Annotated in this window: 20 protein-coding genes and 6 pseudogenes; 16 read left to right on the top strand and 10 right to left on the bottom strand. The window is 70.5% G+C overall.

Features of this window, described 5'->3' with window-relative positions; genetic code table 11:
* Positions 1-15: 15 nt before the first annotated feature.
* Positions 16-1,458 carry a cysteine desulfurase family protein gene (locus tag O0235_RS09535; RefSeq protein WP_270055555.1) on the bottom strand — a complete coding sequence of 481 codons (1,443 nt, stop codon included), beginning with the start codon at positions 1,456-1,458 and terminating at the stop codon, positions 16-18.
* 72 nt (positions 1,459-1,530) lie between these two features.
* On the opposite strand from O0235_RS09535, the gene O0235_RS09530 reads away from it, so the two are divergent.
* The 12 genes from O0235_RS09530 (at position 1,531) to O0235_RS09480 (ending at position 7,972) form a co-directional block, all read left to right on the top strand.
* The gene (locus tag O0235_RS09530) at positions 1,531-2,178 is read left to right on the top strand and encodes a hotdog family protein (RefSeq protein ID WP_270055554.1); all 648 of its coding nucleotides are present in this window, start codon (positions 1,531-1,533) and stop codon (positions 2,176-2,178) included.
* A complete protein-coding gene (locus O0235_RS09525; RefSeq protein ID WP_270055553.1) occupies positions 2,163-2,462 on the top strand; it encodes a hotdog family protein in 300 nt (99 codons plus the stop codon). Before O0235_RS09530 ends, O0235_RS09525 begins: the two co-directional genes overlap by 16 nt.
* A 452-nt stretch (positions 2,463-2,914) precedes the next feature.
* Positions 2,915-3,070 (top strand): hypothetical protein, encoded by a 156-nt coding sequence (locus tag O0235_RS09520; RefSeq protein ID WP_270055552.1) that lies wholly within the window; start codon positions 2,915-2,917, stop codon positions 3,068-3,070.
* A 252-nt stretch (positions 3,071-3,322) separates the two neighbouring features.
* Complete coding sequence (locus O0235_RS09515) at positions 3,323-3,484, top strand: hypothetical protein (RefSeq protein ID WP_270055551.1); 162 nt, start codon at positions 3,323-3,325, stop codon at positions 3,482-3,484.
* Positions 3,481-4,173 (top strand): fructose-bisphosphatase class II, encoded by a 693-nt coding sequence (locus tag O0235_RS09510; RefSeq protein WP_270055550.1) that lies wholly within the window; start codon positions 3,481-3,483, stop codon positions 4,171-4,173. The genes O0235_RS09515 and O0235_RS09510 overlap by 4 nt, the downstream gene beginning before the upstream one ends.
* Positions 4,082-4,273, top strand: a complete 192-nt coding sequence (locus tag O0235_RS16300; RefSeq protein ID WP_506005458.1) for a hypothetical protein — start codon at positions 4,082-4,084, stop codon at positions 4,271-4,273. Before O0235_RS09510 ends, O0235_RS16300 begins: the two co-directional genes overlap by 92 nt.
* Before the next feature lie 79 nt (positions 4,274-4,352).
* Positions 4,353-4,478 carry a hypothetical protein gene (locus tag O0235_RS16295; RefSeq protein WP_506005438.1) on the top strand — a complete coding sequence of 42 codons (126 nt, stop codon included), beginning with the start codon at positions 4,353-4,355 and terminating at the stop codon, positions 4,476-4,478.
* A 451-nt stretch (positions 4,479-4,929) separates the two neighbouring features.
* A complete protein-coding gene (locus O0235_RS09500) occupies positions 4,930-5,703 on the top strand; it encodes a hypothetical protein (RefSeq protein WP_270055549.1) in 774 nt (257 codons plus the stop codon).
* Complete coding sequence (locus O0235_RS09495; RefSeq protein ID WP_270055548.1) at positions 5,595-6,659, top strand: hypothetical protein; 1,065 nt, start codon at positions 5,595-5,597, stop codon at positions 6,657-6,659. Before O0235_RS09500 ends, O0235_RS09495 begins: the two co-directional genes overlap by 109 nt.
* A complete protein-coding gene (locus O0235_RS09490) occupies positions 6,611-6,832 on the top strand; it encodes a hypothetical protein (protein WP_270055547.1) in 222 nt (73 codons plus the stop codon). The genes O0235_RS09495 and O0235_RS09490 overlap by 49 nt, the downstream gene beginning before the upstream one ends.
* Complete coding sequence (locus O0235_RS09485) at positions 6,829-7,392, top strand: hypothetical protein (RefSeq protein ID WP_270055546.1); 564 nt, start codon at positions 6,829-6,831, stop codon at positions 7,390-7,392. The genes O0235_RS09490 and O0235_RS09485 overlap by 4 nt, the downstream gene beginning before the upstream one ends.
* A 433-nt stretch (positions 7,393-7,825) precedes the next feature.
* Positions 7,826-7,972, top strand: a complete 147-nt coding sequence (locus tag O0235_RS09480; RefSeq protein ID WP_270055545.1) for a hypothetical protein — start codon at positions 7,826-7,828, stop codon at positions 7,970-7,972.
* 303 nt (positions 7,973-8,275) lie between these two features.
* Here the strand turns inward: O0235_RS09480 and O0235_RS15970 are convergent, their stop codons facing one another.
* The 4 genes and pseudogenes from O0235_RS15970 to O0235_RS09470 form a co-directional block, all read right to left on the bottom strand.
* Positions 8,276-8,530 (bottom strand): ATP-binding cassette domain-containing protein, encoded by a 255-nt coding sequence (locus O0235_RS15970; protein ID WP_373324434.1) that lies wholly within the window; start codon positions 8,528-8,530, stop codon positions 8,276-8,278.
* Between the two features lie 22 nt (positions 8,531-8,552).
* A pseudogene (locus O0235_RS15965) lies at positions 8,553-8,771 on the bottom strand (ATP-binding cassette domain-containing protein); the annotation flags it as partial.
* Positions 8,768-9,178 (bottom strand): annotated as a pseudogene (locus O0235_RS09475) (FecCD family ABC transporter permease); the annotation flags it as partial. The pseudogenes O0235_RS15965 and O0235_RS09475, both read right to left, overlap by 4 nt.
* Positions 9,112-9,813 carry an iron chelate uptake ABC transporter family permease subunit gene (locus O0235_RS09470; RefSeq protein WP_270055544.1) on the bottom strand — a complete coding sequence of 234 codons (702 nt, stop codon included), beginning with the start codon at positions 9,811-9,813 and terminating at the stop codon, positions 9,112-9,114. The pseudogene O0235_RS09475 and the gene O0235_RS09470, both read right to left, overlap by 67 nt.
* Here O0235_RS09470 and O0235_RS09465 point away from each other — a divergent pair.
* The gene (locus tag O0235_RS09465) at positions 9,812-10,378 is read left to right on the top strand and encodes a hypothetical protein (RefSeq protein ID WP_270055543.1); all 567 of its coding nucleotides are present in this window, start codon (positions 9,812-9,814) and stop codon (positions 10,376-10,378) included. The two genes, O0235_RS09470 and O0235_RS09465, sit on opposite strands and share 2 nt — an antisense overlap.
* 416 nt (positions 10,379-10,794) lie before the next feature.
* Here the strand turns inward: O0235_RS09465 and O0235_RS15960 are convergent.
* A pseudogene (locus tag O0235_RS15960) lies at positions 10,795-10,854 on the bottom strand (hypothetical protein); the annotation flags it as partial.
* A gap of 162 nt (positions 10,855-11,016) precedes the next feature.
* On the opposite strand from O0235_RS15960, the gene O0235_RS09460 reads away from it, so the two are divergent.
* Together O0235_RS09460 and O0235_RS15955 are read left to right on the top strand one after the other, a co-directional pair.
* Entirely contained in the window at positions 11,017-11,244 is a 228-nt protein-coding gene (locus O0235_RS09460; RefSeq protein ID WP_270055542.1) for a flavin reductase family protein, read from the top strand.
* A 160-nt stretch (positions 11,245-11,404) separates the two neighbouring features.
* A pseudogene (locus O0235_RS15955) lies at positions 11,405-11,497 on the top strand (hypothetical protein); the annotation flags it as partial.
* A gap of 217 nt (positions 11,498-11,714) precedes the next feature.
* Here the strand turns inward: O0235_RS15955 and O0235_RS15950 are convergent.
* The 4 genes and pseudogenes from O0235_RS15950 to O0235_RS09450 form a co-directional block, all read right to left on the bottom strand.
* A pseudogene (locus O0235_RS15950) lies at positions 11,715-12,230 on the bottom strand (Uma2 family endonuclease); the annotation flags it as partial.
* Positions 12,227-12,715: an acyl-CoA dehydrogenase family protein gene (locus tag O0235_RS09455; RefSeq protein ID WP_270055541.1), complete on the bottom strand. Its 489-nt coding sequence runs from the start codon at positions 12,713-12,715 to the stop codon at positions 12,227-12,229. The pseudogene O0235_RS15950 and the gene O0235_RS09455, both read right to left, overlap by 4 nt.
* A gap of 241 nt (positions 12,716-12,956) precedes the next feature.
* Positions 12,957-13,520 (bottom strand): annotated as a pseudogene (locus O0235_RS15945) (acyl-CoA dehydrogenase family protein); the annotation flags it as partial.
* On the bottom strand, positions 13,450-13,743 hold the full coding sequence (locus O0235_RS09450) for a hypothetical protein (RefSeq protein WP_270055540.1): 294 nt from the start codon (positions 13,741-13,743) through the stop codon (positions 13,450-13,452). The gene O0235_RS09450 and the pseudogene O0235_RS15945, both read right to left, overlap by 71 nt.
* A gap of 147 nt (positions 13,744-13,890) precedes the next feature.
* Between O0235_RS09450 and O0235_RS09445 the strand changes: the two genes are divergently transcribed.
* A complete protein-coding gene (locus tag O0235_RS09445; RefSeq protein ID WP_270055539.1) occupies positions 13,891-14,484 on the top strand; it encodes a FitA-like ribbon-helix-helix domain-containing protein in 594 nt (197 codons plus the stop codon).
* Positions 14,485-14,762: the final 278 nt, after the last annotated feature.

The raw sequence follows: 14,762 nt of genomic DNA, 5'->3' as shown, positions 1-14,762 counted from the left end.
GCGGCCTGCCAAGGGTCAGGTGCGGGCGCCGGCGAACTGCCGGCGGGCGACGTCGACCGCGCCGGGGAGGAGCGCGAGGACGGCGTCGATCTCGGCCCCGGTGGTGGCTTCGCCGAGGGAGAAGCGGATGCTGCCGACGGCGCGGCGGATAGGGACGCCCATCGCCATGAGGACGTGGCTGGGTTCCCAGGTGGAGCTGCTGCAGGCGCTGCCGGAACTGACAGCGACGCCGCGCTCATCGAGGGCGGCAACGAGGGCGTCGCTTTCGAGGCCGCCGAAGGCGACGTTGAGGATGCTGGGGAGGCAGTCGACCTGGCAGCCGTTGACCTGGACATCGGGGACGGCGGCCAGGATGCCGTCGCGGAGGCGGTTGCGGAGGGCGAGGACGCGGGCGGAGCGCTCGCGGGTGCCCGAGGCGGCGGCTTCCAGCGCGGCGGCGGCGCCGACGATGCCGGCGACGTTTTCGGTGCCGGCGCGCTTGTGCATCTCCTGGCCGCCGCCGAGGAGGAGGGGATGGAAGGGGGTGGCGCGCCGCAGGTAGAGGATGCCGGTGCCCTTGGGGCCGCCGAACTTGTGGGCGGAGAGGGAGAGGGCATCGACGCCGAGCGCTTCGACGTCGATGGGGAGCCAGGCCGGGGCCTGGACGGCGTCGGTATGGAGGACGATCCGGTGGCCGCCGGGGGCAGCGCGGCGGCGAAGGAGGTCGGCGATCTCGGCGATGGGCTGGATGGTGCCGACTTCGTTGTTGGCGAGCATGACGCTGACGAGGATGGTGCCGGGGCGGATGGCGCGTTCGAGCTCGCCGAGGGAGACGCGGCCGGCGGCGTCGCAGCCGATGGTGGTGACATCGAAGCCGAGCTCTTCGAGGAAAGCGGCGGCGTGGAGGCCGGCGTGGTGCTCGATGGCGCTCGTGATGATGTGGCTGCCGGCGCCGGCGCGGCGGAGCGCGTAGCTGATGCCGAAGAGGGCGGTGTTGATGCTTTCGGTGGCGCCGCTGGTGAAGATGATTTCGGAGGGGCGGGCGCCGAGGCAGGCGGCGACGGCGGCGCGGGCGTCATCGAGCGCCTGCTGGGCATCGCGGCCGATGGCGTAGAGGCCGCTGGGATTGCCGAAGCGGACATCGAGGAAGGGGGCCATCGCCTCGCGGGCGGCGGGCCGCAGCGGGCTGGTCGCGGCGTAGTCGAGGTAGATCATGCGGCGGCTTCCAGNGTAGCTGATGCCGAAGAGGGCGGTGTTGATGCTTTCGGTGGCGCCGCTGGTGAAGATGATTTCGGAGGGGCGGGCGCCGAGGCAGGCGGCGACGGCGGCGCGGGCGTCATCGACGCGCCTCGGCTGGGCATCGCGGCCGATGGCGTAGAGGCCGCTGGGATTGCCGAAGCGGACATCGAGGAAGGGGGCCATCGCCTCGCGGGCGGCGGGCCGCAGCGGGCTGGTCGCGGCGTAGTCGAGGTAGATCATGCGGCGGCTTCCAGCGTAGCAGAGGGCGGGGGCGATTGACGGGCGGGCGCGTGCGCGTGCAGGCTTTCGGCGATGCCGGAGGAATCGCTGCTGACGGATGCGGTGCGGGCGCTGGTGGGCCGGGAGACGCGGCTCGGCCGGGTGCAGGTGACGGCGCGGGCGTTCCGGCGGGCGCACGAGGTGTACGCGGGCGGGCCGCCGGCGCGGGTGCCGGCTCGGAGGGCGAGCCGGATGCCGGGGTATGTGATTACAGGGCTGGAGTCGGAATCGGAAGCACCGGCGTTCCCGGACCTGCTGCCGAATTCGCTGCTCATCGCGAACGAGTGGAGCTTCGAGCGCCCGCTGCGGATGGGCGAGTGGCTGGAGATGGTGCACCGGGTGACGGACGTGCGGGAGCGGTTCGGCGCGGCGGTTCGGGCCTACAGCATCGACGTGCTCTCGGAGACGGCGTTCTACGATGCCGCGGGGCGGCTGGCGGCTCGGAGCGGCCGGACGATGACGCAGTACTCGGCCGCAGAGGCGGTGCGGGAGGGGGCGAGGAGTGAGCGGGGAGCAGTTCGTCCGGGAGGGCGAGGAGCTGGGGCCCGTCGAGCTGCGGCCGGACCAGGGGCAGGTCATCCGGTACTGCGCGCTGGCAGTGGGCGTTCCCGCCGTTCTTCTATGACGAGGCGGCGGCGCGGGCGCACGGCATGCCGGGGACGATCGTGCCCGGGCCGCTGAAGGTGGGGCTGCTCTACCGGGCCGTCGAGGACTGGCTCGGAGCCGGGCGGGGGTGGGTGCGGCAGGTGCGGGCGGCGCACCGGCGGCCGGACCTCGTGGGGCGGCCGGTGGTCATCGCGGGCAGGGTCGTGCGGGTGTACGAGGAGAACGGCGCGCAGCGGGCCGACCTCGAGCTGGCAATCATCAACGAAGAGGGACAGCCGAGCGGTGCGCGGGTTCGCGGTGGTCGAGCGGGTGACGAGGGAGAAGGGAGAAGGGATGAGGGAGAAGGGAGAAGGGAGTGACCGGTGAGCGAATGGCGGAGCCGGGCCGGGCGGCGGAAGAGGGGCGGCGGCGGGTGAGGGAGGCGCTGGCGGGGTTCGCAAGATGTGGAGGAGCGGCTGAGCCACGGCGAGGCGGCGTGGTTCGTGCGGGGCGGGCGGCAGCTGGCGATGTGTCGCTGACCGGCACCACGACGACCGGGTCGCGGTGTGGATTGCGGCCGCTCCCGGGGCGCAGGAAGCGCTGACGGCCGGGCAGCCGGGACGATACTTCCGGCCGCCCTACGTGGGGCACCGGGGCTGGGTGGGGGCCTACGCTCGACGCGGATTGCGACTGGGAGGCGATCGGCGGGCTGCTGGCGCTGGCGGTGGAGCTGGCGCGGGGCAGGGGCCGCCGGCGCGCGTAGCGGGACCGTTTGGTCCGTTGGCGCGGTGATGGCGATAATGCCCGCGAAGTTCACGCCGGGGGGCGCCGGATGCACCGGGAAGACGCCTGGCAGATTTTGACCGAGTACGCGCAGGAGGAGCGGACCCGCAAGCACGGCATCGCCGTCGAGGCGGTGATGCAGGCCTACGCGCGGCTCCTGCACGAGGATGAGGAGAAGTGGGGCATCGTCGGGCTCGCTGCATGACTTCGACTGGGAGATCCACCCGACGGAGGAGCGTGCACCGCGATGGAGGGCTCGAAGCTGCTGGCGGCGCGGGCGTCGGGGTGCCGGAGGACATCCGGTACGCCATCCTGTGCCACGCGCCGTTCCTCGGGCTGGCGTACCGTTCGACGATGGACCGGGCGATTTACGCCTGCGACGAGCTGAGCGGGTTCGTCATCGCGTGCGCGCTGGTGAAGCCGGGGAAGTCGCTTTCGGAGGTGGGACCCGGCGTCGGTGCGGAAGAAGATGAAGGACAAGGCGTTCGCGCGGAGCGTGCGGCGCGAAGACCTCATCAACGAGGGCGCGATCGACCTCGGCGTCGAGCTGGACGAGCACATCCGGTTCGTGACGGAAGCGTTGAAACCGGTGGCACACAAGCTGGGGGTGAATCCATGAGGGCTGAACAGATCCCGGACCGGAACATCGGGATGGAGATGGTGCGCGTCACGGAGGCGGCGGCGCTGGCGGCGGCGCGCTGGATGGGGCGCGGCGACAAGAACGGCGCGGACAAGGCGGCGGTGGACGCGATGCGGCTGATGCTGGACACGGTGGCGATGGACGGCGTGATCGTCATGCGGTGGAAGGGCGAGAAGGACCATGCGCCGATGCTGTACAACGGCGAGCGGGTGGGGAACGGGAAAGGGCCGCAGATGGACGTGGCGGTGGACCCGCTGGAGGGGACGCGGCTGACGGCGATGGGGCGGCCGGGCGCGGTGAGCGTGATTGCCTGCGCGCCGCGGGGGACGCTCTACAGCCCGAAGGACATCTTCTATATGGAGAAGATCGCCGTCGGGCCAGAGGCGAAGGGGTGCATCGACCTTTCGGCGCCCGTGCAGTGGAACCTCGAGCAGGTGGCGAAGGCGAAGGGGATGCCGGTCGAGGAGCTGACGGTGATCATCCTGGACCGGGACCGGAACACGGAGATCGCGGACCAGGTGCGGGCCGCGGGCGACGCGGATCAAGTTCATCACGGACGGCGACGCGCCGGCGGCGATTTCGACGGGCATCGCGGGCTCGGGCGTGGACGTGATGCTGGGCATCGGCGGCTCGCCGGAGGGCGTGACGTCGCGGCGGATCGGCGCTGAAGTGCCTCGAGGGCGATTTCCAGGGCCGGCTGTGGGCGCGCGACGACGAGGACCTGCAAGCTGGCGAAGGAGCTGGGACTCGACCTCGACCGGGTGCTGACGATCGACGACCTCGTGCAGAGCGACGACGGTGTTCTTCGCGGCGACCGGCGTGACGCGGCGGGGAGCTGCTCGCGGGGGTGGAGTTCACGCCGCGGGGGGCCGTGAGCGAGTCGCTGGTGATGCGGTCGCGGTCGGGGACGATCCGGCGGATCCGCGCGGAGCACCACTGGCGGAAGCTGCAGGGGATGGGGAACGGCCGCTGAGGCCGGGCAACTCCGGGGCGGCGGAGAATTTTGCTGCCGCGGCGCCGAATGCGACAGCAGGTGACGCAGCGGGGGCGGAGACTGCGGCAGGTTTCGCCGGGGCCGGGCCGCGGCTGCGGCGGGCGCGGGGGAAGAACTGTTGAGGTGCTTACCCGATTCTTCCCCGCGTTAGCCGGTTTCGTGCGAGACTAGCCGCGTGAACGGGACGAAGCTCGTGCTGGTGATGGTCGGCGGCGCATGCGGCCATCGTGCTGGTCTTCCAGGCGCTCAACCAGTGGGGTTGAGGCGCGGGGAAGCCGCCGGCAAAAGTTACAGACCGTTTACACGGGGCCGGCCGGATAGCGCCGGAGAATTCGTTGACCCTATTTCTGCGCGATTCCTACATCTGCCGGGAGATGAGGAGATGCCATATGGAGCGTAGATCCCTTCGACGCATGGCGCCGTCGGGCTGGTGCTCGGGGCGCTGACGATCATCCCGGCGGCCTCGGCTTCGGCCGGGAGCATGCCGGGGCAGGGCCAGCAGGCAGTGGAGGGCCGCGGGTTCGACCACGTGGCGGTGCTGCCGGCGCTGCTGCCGAACAGCAAGGAGAACACCAGCACAGATCGCGCAGAACAACGGAACCGCCCGACGGCGACGATCGTGATGGACATCTACACGCCGGGCGGGGTGCTCATCCCGTCGGCGACGGTCGCCTACACGGGCAACGTGCCGCCGGGCGGCACGCGGGTGTTCGCGCAGGCGATCAACACGGGCCTGACGCCGGGCTTCCGCGGCGTGGGCGTGATTTCGAGCGACCAGCCGATCAACGCGCTGCTGGTGCGCGACATCGAGTCGAACGTCAACTACGCGAAGTCGTACTCGATTCACAACGCGTACGCGACGGGCGGCACGAAGGTGACGCTGCCGTACGTGGCGAATGCGCTGAACGGGCTGTACAACACGCGCTTCGCGATTGCGAACACGGGCAACGCGGAGGCGTGCGTCGGACGATTACGTATGCGTTCCCGGGGACGGCGCAGCCGCCGGTGGTGGATAGCGGCTCGGGCTCGCTGGCGTGCTCGGGCGGCGGCTACCGGATCCCGGTGGGCGGCCAGATTGCTTTCGCGCCGAACAGCGTGGACGGCGCCATCCCGTATGCCGGCTTCGACGCAGAACCGGCTGATGGCGGCGACGCTCCAGACCTCGAGCTCGACGAGTCACGGTGGCTGGTCGACGCCTACCTGAGCGGCGGGCTGCGGAAGCTGGCCTCGTACGACGGCTTCATCGTGGAGCCGGCGAGCGCGAGCGACCTGGGCACGCAGATTTCGATGCCGCTGGCGATCAAGCTGGACGGCTTCTACACGCCAGTACCTGCTTTCGAACCCAAGAACCCGACGGCGGCGACGGCGACGATCACGTACGTCGGCAACACGGGCACGTACACGGTGAACCTGAACATCCCGGCGAACGGGACGGCGAGCCACAGCGTCTACGAGACGGTGGGCGGCATCCCGGAGGGCTTCGTCGGCGCGGCGACGATCACGTCGAGCCAGCCGATCGCAGCGGTGCTGTTCCGCTCGAAGATGACGGCGCCCGGCAGCTTCGTGGATGAGGACCTGTACACGGCAGTGAACGGCATCCCGGTCAACAAGGCGACGACGACCGCGAAGCTGCCGCTCATCTTCCGCCGGGCGTACAAGACCGGGAGCTTCAGCGGCTACAACACGTGGGTGAGCGTGAGCGTGGCCGACGGCGGCACGGCGAACGTGACGATCACGGCCATCAACGACACCTCGAACACCGCGCCGGGCTGCAACGCCCCGGGCACCTACACCACGACGAAGACGATCACCGGGTCGTTCATCTTCTACCAGAACGCGGAGACGGATACGGGGCTCGGCCCGACGTCCGCCGGCCTGCTTCTGGGGCGGCATGACGATCACGTCGGACCGGCCGATCGTGGTCATCGCGAACGCTGGACGAACGACCTGAACCAGGGCGACAACGGACGGCCTGTACAACGCTTTCAGCAACTAGCCCCGGCTGAACCAGTGCCGATGACGCCGGCGCCCGCAGTGATGCGGGCGCCGGTTCGTTTTGGGGAACGGCGCGGGTTCGCCGGAGGCACGGGGCGGCCGTACCATGGGGTGCGGTGTCGATTGCGTTCGGCGGCATCGTTGCGCTGTTCTTCCGCGGGCTGAACCTGGTGGTGGCGCTGGGGCTGGTCGCGCTCTGCTCGTACGAGCTGGAGAAGGGCGACTACGGACGGTTCGTGCTGGGCCTGACGTTCGTGGGCATCGTGAACGCGGCGACGGGCGGGCTGACGGCGGCGACGGCGTACCAGGTGGCGAACCGCGCGGCGGCGGCCGGGTGAGGCGGCTGGCGAACGGCGGGGTGCTGGGCGGGGGGCTGGGGCTGCTGGCCATCGGCGGCGGGCTCGTCGCCGGGAGCTGGTTCGCCGGGGAGGCGCGGCAGGAAGCGCTGGCGGTGGGGACGGCCTGCGCGGCGGTGGTGGTGAACAGCGCGCTGGTGGCGGGGGTGTTCCTCGGGCGGGAGGCGTTCGTGCGGTACAACCTGGCGCTGGTCTTCCCGCCGCTGTTCGCGCTGGCGGCGATCGCGGCGGCGTTTTTCGTGTTCGGGCAGCGGACACCTTCGGCGGCGCTGTGGCGCGTACGCTGGCGGCTGGTGCTGGCGGCGATCGCGGTCTTGCTGCTCTCAGGCGGGGCGAGCGGGCTGTGGGGCGCGCGGCGGTCGAGGCGGCGATGGCGGCCGCGATCGGGCGTGTTCTGCGCTGCTGGCCGGGGTGGCGAGCGGGATTTCGTACCTGAACTACCGCGCGGACCTGTTCGTGGGCTGCGGCACTTCGGTAGGGCGAAGAGGGCGTGGCGGTGTACTCGCTCGCGGTGTACCTGGCGGAGTCGGTGTGGCAGGTGAGCGGGTCGCTGGCGCTGGCGACGTACGTCGCGGGTGGGGTCGCTTTCGCGGCCATGGCGTTTGCGTTCATGCTGGTGCCGCGGATGGGGGTGGACGCGGCGGCGCTGACGAGCGCGGGTGATGCGGCACACGGTGGTGCTGCTGGGGGTGATCTGCGGGGGGCTGTTCGCAGCGTCGTGGACGATCGAGGCGGTGGTGTTCCCGAAGTACGACGGGATGGCATCGGACCGCTGCGGTTCATCCTGCCGGGGGTGCTGCTGTACGGGCTGGCGCAGTCGTTCTCGGGGTTCTACACGTACCAGCGGGGGCTGCCGTGGGTGTCGGCGGTGGTGTGCGGGTGCCGGGCTGGCGCTGGACATGGCGTTTGCGTTCATGCTGGTGCCGCGGATGGGGGTGGACGGGGCGGCGCTGGCGAGCGCGCTGGCCTACAGCCGTGGCGATTCTCGGCGGGCTGGCCGTATTCATGCGGCAGGAGCGGATTGGGCCGGCGGGGGTGTTCGGGTTCGGCCGGGCCGAGCTCGAGGACTACCGCGCGCTGTTCAGCCGGATCCGCGGGGGGCTGGCGCGGGCGCAGGGGTAACGGCGGGGCAGAGGGCCGGGTCCGGCCGCGGGATGGGGATGGGGAGGCCGGTATCGGGGTCGGGCAGGACGAGCATGGGAACGCCGAAGGACGCGCTCGAGCGCTTCCGGGTCGAGGACGGCGGACGGGGGACCATTCGAAGGCGACCTGGCCGTCGCGGATGACGCGATGATGCGGCTGGTGAAGCGGCCGGCGAGGGCGAGGTCGTGGAGGACGGCGACGATGGTGATGCCGCGGGCGTTGAGCCGGCGGAGGAGGTGCATGACCTCGACCTGGTGCGCGACGTCGAGGAAGGTGGTCGGCTCATCGAGGAGGAGGATGACGGGGCTCCTGGGCGAGGGCCATGGCGATCCACGCGCGCTGGCGTTCGCCGCCGGAGAGGGCCGCGAGGGGGCGGTCGGCGAGGGCGAGGGCGTCGGTGGCTTCGAGGGCCCATTCGACGGCGTCGATATCGTGCCGGGTGACGCGCTGGAGGAAGCCCTGGTGGGGGTAGCGGCCGCGGAAGGCGAGTTCGCGGACGGTGAGGTCGAGGCCGGAGGACGGGGCCTGCGGGAGGATGGCGAGGACGGCGGGCGACGTGGCGGGAGTTCATCGCGCGGATGTCGCGGCCGTCGAGGAGGACGCGGCCGACTGCGCGGGGGGTGGAGGCGGGCCATGCCGCGGAGCCGAGGGTGCTCTTGCCGCTCCCGTTCGGGCCGAGGATGGCGACCATCTCGCCGGCGGCGATGTCGAAGGAGACGTCGCGGACGACATCGCGGCGGCCGTGGGCGAGGGTGAGGCGTTCGACGGCGAGGTTCATCGGAAGCGGACCAGGTAGAGGAGGAACGAGGGCGCCGATGTTGCGGCGGTGATGATGCCCATCGGCACTTCGGCGGGCTGGATGATGAGGCGGGCGCCGAGGTCGGCGAGGACGACGAGGATGGCGCCGTAGAGGGCGCTGAAGGGGATGACGAGGCGGTTGTCGTGGCCGATGGTGTAGCGGGCGATGTGCGGGCAAACGAGGCCGACGAAGCTGACGAGACCGGCGACGGAGACGGCGGCGGCGGTGAGGATGCCGACGCAGGCGAGGACGAGGAGGCGGGTCCGGTCGGTGAGGAGGCCGAGGCCGGCCGCGACGTCATCGCCGAGGGCGAGGATGTTCAGGCGGCCGGCGAGCGCCACGGCGCCGAGGATGCCGACGGCGAACCAGCAGGCAGGGCGGCCGCAGAGATCGCGCCATTCGGAGCCGTAAAGGCCGCCGGCGAGAAAGCCGAGCGCTCGTCTGCAGGAAGGTGCGGGAGCTGGCGAGGAGGCCGACGATGGCGGCGCCGAAGAAGGCGGAGCAGGGCGACGTTCCGGCCAGCGTCAGGCGGAGGGGCGAGACGGCGCCGCGCCAGGCGATCACGTAGAGAATGCACTGCACCGGCGAGGCCGCCGACGACGCAGGCGATGGCGATCGCCCACTGGGGCGACTGCGGGTCGTAGACGATGAGGCTGGCGCTGGCGAGGCCGCAGGCAGCGGTGACGCCGAGGATGGTGGGGTCGGCGAGGGGGTTGCGGGTGACGCCCTGGAGGAGCGCGCCGGCCACGGCGAGACCCGCCCCGACGATCATGGCATCGAGGAGGCGGGGGTAGCGGATCTGCCAGACGACGTTACGGGCGAATACGTCATCGGCGGAGGTGAGGCCGGACCAGACGTCGCCGGGGCTGAGGCGCACCGCGCCGAACATGAGGCTGGCATAGCCGGCAGCCGCGAGGACGAGGAGGCGCGACGGCGAGGATGGCGAGCGGGCGCCACGCCGTGCCCGGGAGCGCCCGCGGCGGAGGCGCTTCCCGGCGGAGCTTGCGGTGGGGGCGGCCATGTTCGCCATCGTACGGCGGCCGGGAGGCTGGCGCCCGCGGCGGCTACTGGCCCGAGACGGCCTTCGCGACGGCTTCGAAGGCGAGCTTCACGCGCGGCCCGGGCGCCTGGACGAAGAGTTCGACGTCGGAATCGACGACGTGGTTGCTGGTGACCGCCTTGAGGCCGCGGAAGGGCGGGATGGTCGGAATGAGGTTGGCGAGCCGCGGCGCGGGCGGCGGCGCGGGGGTGATGGCGAAGATGTAATCGGGGTTGAATTCGACGTAGCTTTTCGGGCCGGCGATGGTGGCGTAGCCGGGGAAGGGGCCAGCATCCGGCAGCGCGTCGGCGGGGTTGGTGATGCCGAGCTCTTTGAGGATGTCGCCGGTGTAGCTGGTGCTCTTGGCGGCGTAGAGGGTCTGGTCGCGGTCGGAGAGGATGGCGACGGCAGAGACGTTCTTGCCTTCGAGCGCTTTGCGGGCATCGGCGAGGGACTTTTCGTCATGTCGGCGATGACCTTGTCGGTGGTCGCGGTCGCGTTGAGGGCCGTGCCGACGAGGCGGAGGGCATCGAGCACCTGTTTGTAGCTGTTGGCGCCGGCGAAGATGACCGGCACGGGAAGGCCTTCGAGCGGCGTGGCGGGAGCGCCGGCTGGGCGTGAATGACGGAGTCGGCGATGACGAGGTCGGGCTTGAGGGCGAGGATGGCTTCGAGGTTGGGCTGGTAGGGCGGTGCCGACGGCCTGGGCGGACTGCGCCTCGGGCGGGTAGTTCGCGGTCGAGGGCCGGCCGGCGACGGTCTTGCCGGCGGCGTAGACGAGTTCGACGGCGGTCGGGCTCACGGCGACGATGGTCTTCGGTTCGGCCTTGATTTCGACCTTGCGGCCGAGCATGTCGGTCACGGTGACGGGGTAGGCCGCTGCCGGGGAGGGCGATGCGGGGGCGGCGGTCGCCGTTTCGCCCGCGGCGGGCGTGGCGGTGGCGGCGGTATCGTCATCGTCGCCGCCGCAGGCCGCGGCAAGCAGGGCGGTGGCGGCCAGGGATGCGGCGGCGCCGAGGAGCAGGAGGCGGTCGGAGGGAACCTTTCATTTCTTCAAGACCTTCCTCATTCGCTTGGCGTCGAAGAACTTTGAACCAGTATACCGAGCGTTGGCGTCCCGTCACGGGGCGGGAAAGGCGGAGCAGCGGAGCTGACGTGCGCGATGCGGGGGCGTGTGCGACGATGGATGCGATTTTCGAAGCTGGAGCTGTTCGTCGTGTCGCATCCGCCGCTGCCATCGTTGCCGGGTTCACCGAAGGAGCTTGAGGGCGTCGAGAAGGCGCTGCTGGCCGAGCTGTCGTACGGGGTTCACGTGATCGGGTCGCGGGCGGCGGACGGGACGCTGAACGCGATGCTGGCGGACTGGGTGATGCAGGTGTCGTTCCGGCCGCGGCTGCTCGCGGTCTTCGATTGAAAACGACGCGCGAACGGCTGCGGTTCATCCGGGAGACGGGCGCGTTCACGGTGAACCTGCTGCACGAGAAGGACGGGATTCACATCGCGCGGAAGGTCGTGATGCCGTCGGAGGCGAAGAAGGTGCGCGGGCGGCCGGAGGAGATGGCGAAGGCCAGGTCATCGATAAGCTCGCCGATATCCCGTACGGGCTGCACGAGAACGTCGCTGCCCGGCTGCTGGACCAGGCGCTCGGGTGGATCGCCTGCAACGCGGTGGAGTTCTTCCCGGTGGGCGACCACACGCTGGTCATCGGCGAGTGCGTGGACGGGGAGCGGCTGCGGCCGGGGGAGATGCTGATCGAGCGGGACCTTGGCTGGGAGTACGCCGGCTGAGCGCGCGGCGCATCGTCAGGGACCTGTCTCTGCGAAGAGGTCGGCGAGGGGGAGTTCGGAAGCCGGGGACGGGGAAGGCCGCGTCCTCGGACGTGAGCGTATCGCGGGCGCTGTAGGTGTGGGCGTCGCCGCCCGGCCGGTGCACGGTGACGCGTGCGGTTCCGGGGCCGGACAATCCAGACGCGCTCGGCGCCGCCATCGAGGTAGAGCTCGATTTTCCGCGCGAGACGTCCGCTTCCCGGTCCTCCGGCGACATGATCTCGATGGCGAGCCGTGGGCAGCGCCCTCGACGTAGCGGTCGGAAAGCGGGGCGTTCACGCGCTCGGGGGCGCGCCACGCGACATCGGGAGGGCGAGGACGGTATCCGGGCGAGGACGAGACGCGGAAGCCGGTTTCTACGTCGATGCGGCCGAGCCCGCGCGGTTTCACGAAGTTGCCGGATGACGCTGACGAGTTCGGCGGCGATGGCGCCGTGCCGCTCTCCGACAGGCATGTGCTCGACGACCCTCCCTTCGACCAGTTCGAGACGGCCGCCGTGGGGCGGGTCGGGAAGCTGCCAGAATTCGTCGGCCGTGTAGCAGGGCCGGCGCCGGGCCGGGCTGAGCCAGCTCATGCCGCGATGATACCAGCGGCTGACTCAGTCGCGCGGGAGGCCGAGGTCCGCGCTGGGCGATGATGTTCCGCGTGGATTTCGCTGGAGCCGCTGTAGATGGTCGGCGCGACGTTGACGAGGTGCCCTTTTTCGAACACGCCGTTGGCGACGGCGTACTTCGAATCGGGCTCGAGGGCGCCGGCGGGGCCGAAGATGTTGACGCCGAAGTTGGTGATGCGCTGCGCGAGCTCGGTGGCGAAGACCTTGATGACGGACGCCTCGTAGTTCGGAATGCGGCCGGCTTCCTGCATCCAGGCGATGCGGTAAGCGAGGAGGCGGCCGGTTTCGTTGGCGACCCAGAGGTCGGCGAGGCGGTGGCTGGAGGACGTCGCGGTAGGCTTCGCCGGTGCGGCGCTCGCGCCAGAGCTGGATGAGCAGTTCGAGCTGGCGCTGGTTGGCGGCGATGGAAGTCGACGTTCGAGTCGCTCGAAATCGAGGAGCGTCATCGCGACATACCAGCCGCGGTTCTCCTCGCCGACGCGGTTGCGGACGGGGNTCGGTGGCGAAGACCTTGATGACGGACGCCTCGTAGTTCGGAATGCGGCCGGCTTCCTGCATCCAGGCGATGCGGTAAGCGAGGAGGCGGCCGGTTTCGTTGGCGACCCAGAGGTCGGCGAGGCGGTGGCGGAGGACGTCGCGGTAGGCTTCGCCGGTGCGGCGCTCGCGCCAGAGCTGGATGAGCAGTTCGAGCTGGCGCTGGTTGGCGGCGATGGAAGCGACGTTCGAGCGCTCGAAATCGAGGAGCGTCATCGCGACATACCAGCCGCGGTTCTCCTCGCCGGTGACGCGGTTGCGGACGGGGACGCGGACGTCTTCGAAGAAGACTTCGTTGAATTCGTGGTAGCCGGCCATGTTGACGAGGGGGCGGACGGTGATGCCCGGCGTCTTCATGTCGACGAGGAGGAAGGAAATGCCCTTGTGCTTGGGGGCGTCGGGGTCGGTGCGGACGAGGAGGAAGCACCAGTCGGCGTGGGCCTGGGCGCCGGTGGTCCAGATTTTCTGGCCGTTGACGACGTAGTCGTCACCGTCGCGCACGGCGCGGGTCTGGAGGGAGGCGAGGTCGGAGCCGGCGCCGGGCTCGGAGTAGCCCTGGCACCAGATGACCTCGGCGTTGGTGATGCGCGGGAGGTGTTCGGCCTTCTGCTCGAAGGGGTGCCGTGGACGATGAGGGTGGGGCCGATCATGCCGACGTTGAAGACGCGGCCGGCATCGGGGGCGCCGGCGTAGCGAGAGCTCTTCGCTGAAGATCATCTGGTTGATGTGGCTCCAGCCGAGGCCGCCGTACTCCTTCGGTCCAGGCGGGTGCGATCCAGCCCTTCTTGGCGAGTTTCTTGCTGAAGGCGAGCTGTTCTTCCCAGTTCTCCTGCGAGGTCGGGCGGACGGGCCCGGTGCCGCGGTTGGGGAGGGCCTCGGCGAGGAAGTCGCGGACTTCCTTCCGAAGGGCTTCGTGCTCGGCGGTGAACTTAAATTCCATGGCGGCCTCCTCGCAGGCGAAGGGTTGCGGCCTTCAGATTACCGCAGGGTAGGGACTGGCGCAGGTGAGCGAATGGCGTAGGATTCGGCGGCGAATCGCGCGGAGGGCCTGGGCGAGTGAGCAACGCGGCGCGAGCGGCGCCTGAACGTGTTTTTCGACGTAGACAACACCATCATCACCTGGGACGTGAAGCTGCGGCCGGGGGTGCGGGAGGTGTTCGCGGCGCTGCGGGAGGACGGGCACACGGTCTACCTGTGGAGCGGGATGGGGCCGCGGTGGGAAGTGGTGCGGCGGTTTTCGCTGCACGAGCACATCGCGGATTGCTTCTGGAAACCGCTGACGGACCACCACAACCGGCTGCGGGAGCTCGGCGATCCCGACGTGTGGCCGGACTTCGTCATCGACGACCACCGGGAGGTGGTGGAGGCGTTCACGGGGGTGCAGGTGCCGGAGCCGCTGCTGCCGCTGGAGCGCGACCGGGAGATGTGGCGGGCTGCTGGAGGCGGTGCGGGCGTTCGCTGCCGGCGCGTGAGGCGCAGCATTTTGCCAGCGCTGCACCTGCGAAGTGCAGGCGCACTGCCAGCACGACGGTGGCATACTGACAGCATGGCAACGTTGACGATTCGGAACGTCCCCGACGAGCTGTATGCGGCGCTGAAGGAGCGCGCCCGGCGGAACCGGCGGAGCCTGAACCAGGAGGTGCTTGCGCTGACTGGAGGGCGAGTGCGGCGAGCCCGGTGAGCGCCGGCCGACGCGGGACGAGCTGCTGGCGAGTAGAGGTCGATGCGCTGCGGGCGCGGTGGGCAGCGAAACGGGCCGCAGGGCCACTCCCAACGGAGGAGGAGATTCGGGAGTGGATCCGGGCGCGGGCGAAGGTAGCCGCGGCGTGATCGTCGCTGACGCCTCGCTGCTGGTGTACCTGATGCTCCACCACCGCGGACCCCCGCCTGAACGAAGAGGCCCGCGAAGTGGCGCCAGCGCGATTCCGACTGGTGGGCTCCTCCGATCTGGCCGCTGGA

The organism is Tepidiforma flava (assembly GCF_027594505.1).
GTDB classification, from domain to species: domain Bacteria; phylum Chloroflexota; class Dehalococcoidia; order Tepidiformales; family Tepidiformaceae; genus Tepidiforma; species Tepidiforma flava.
The sequence above is the reverse complement of the archived record's forward strand: the minus strand, read 5'-3'. Positions and strand labels throughout refer to the sequence as shown.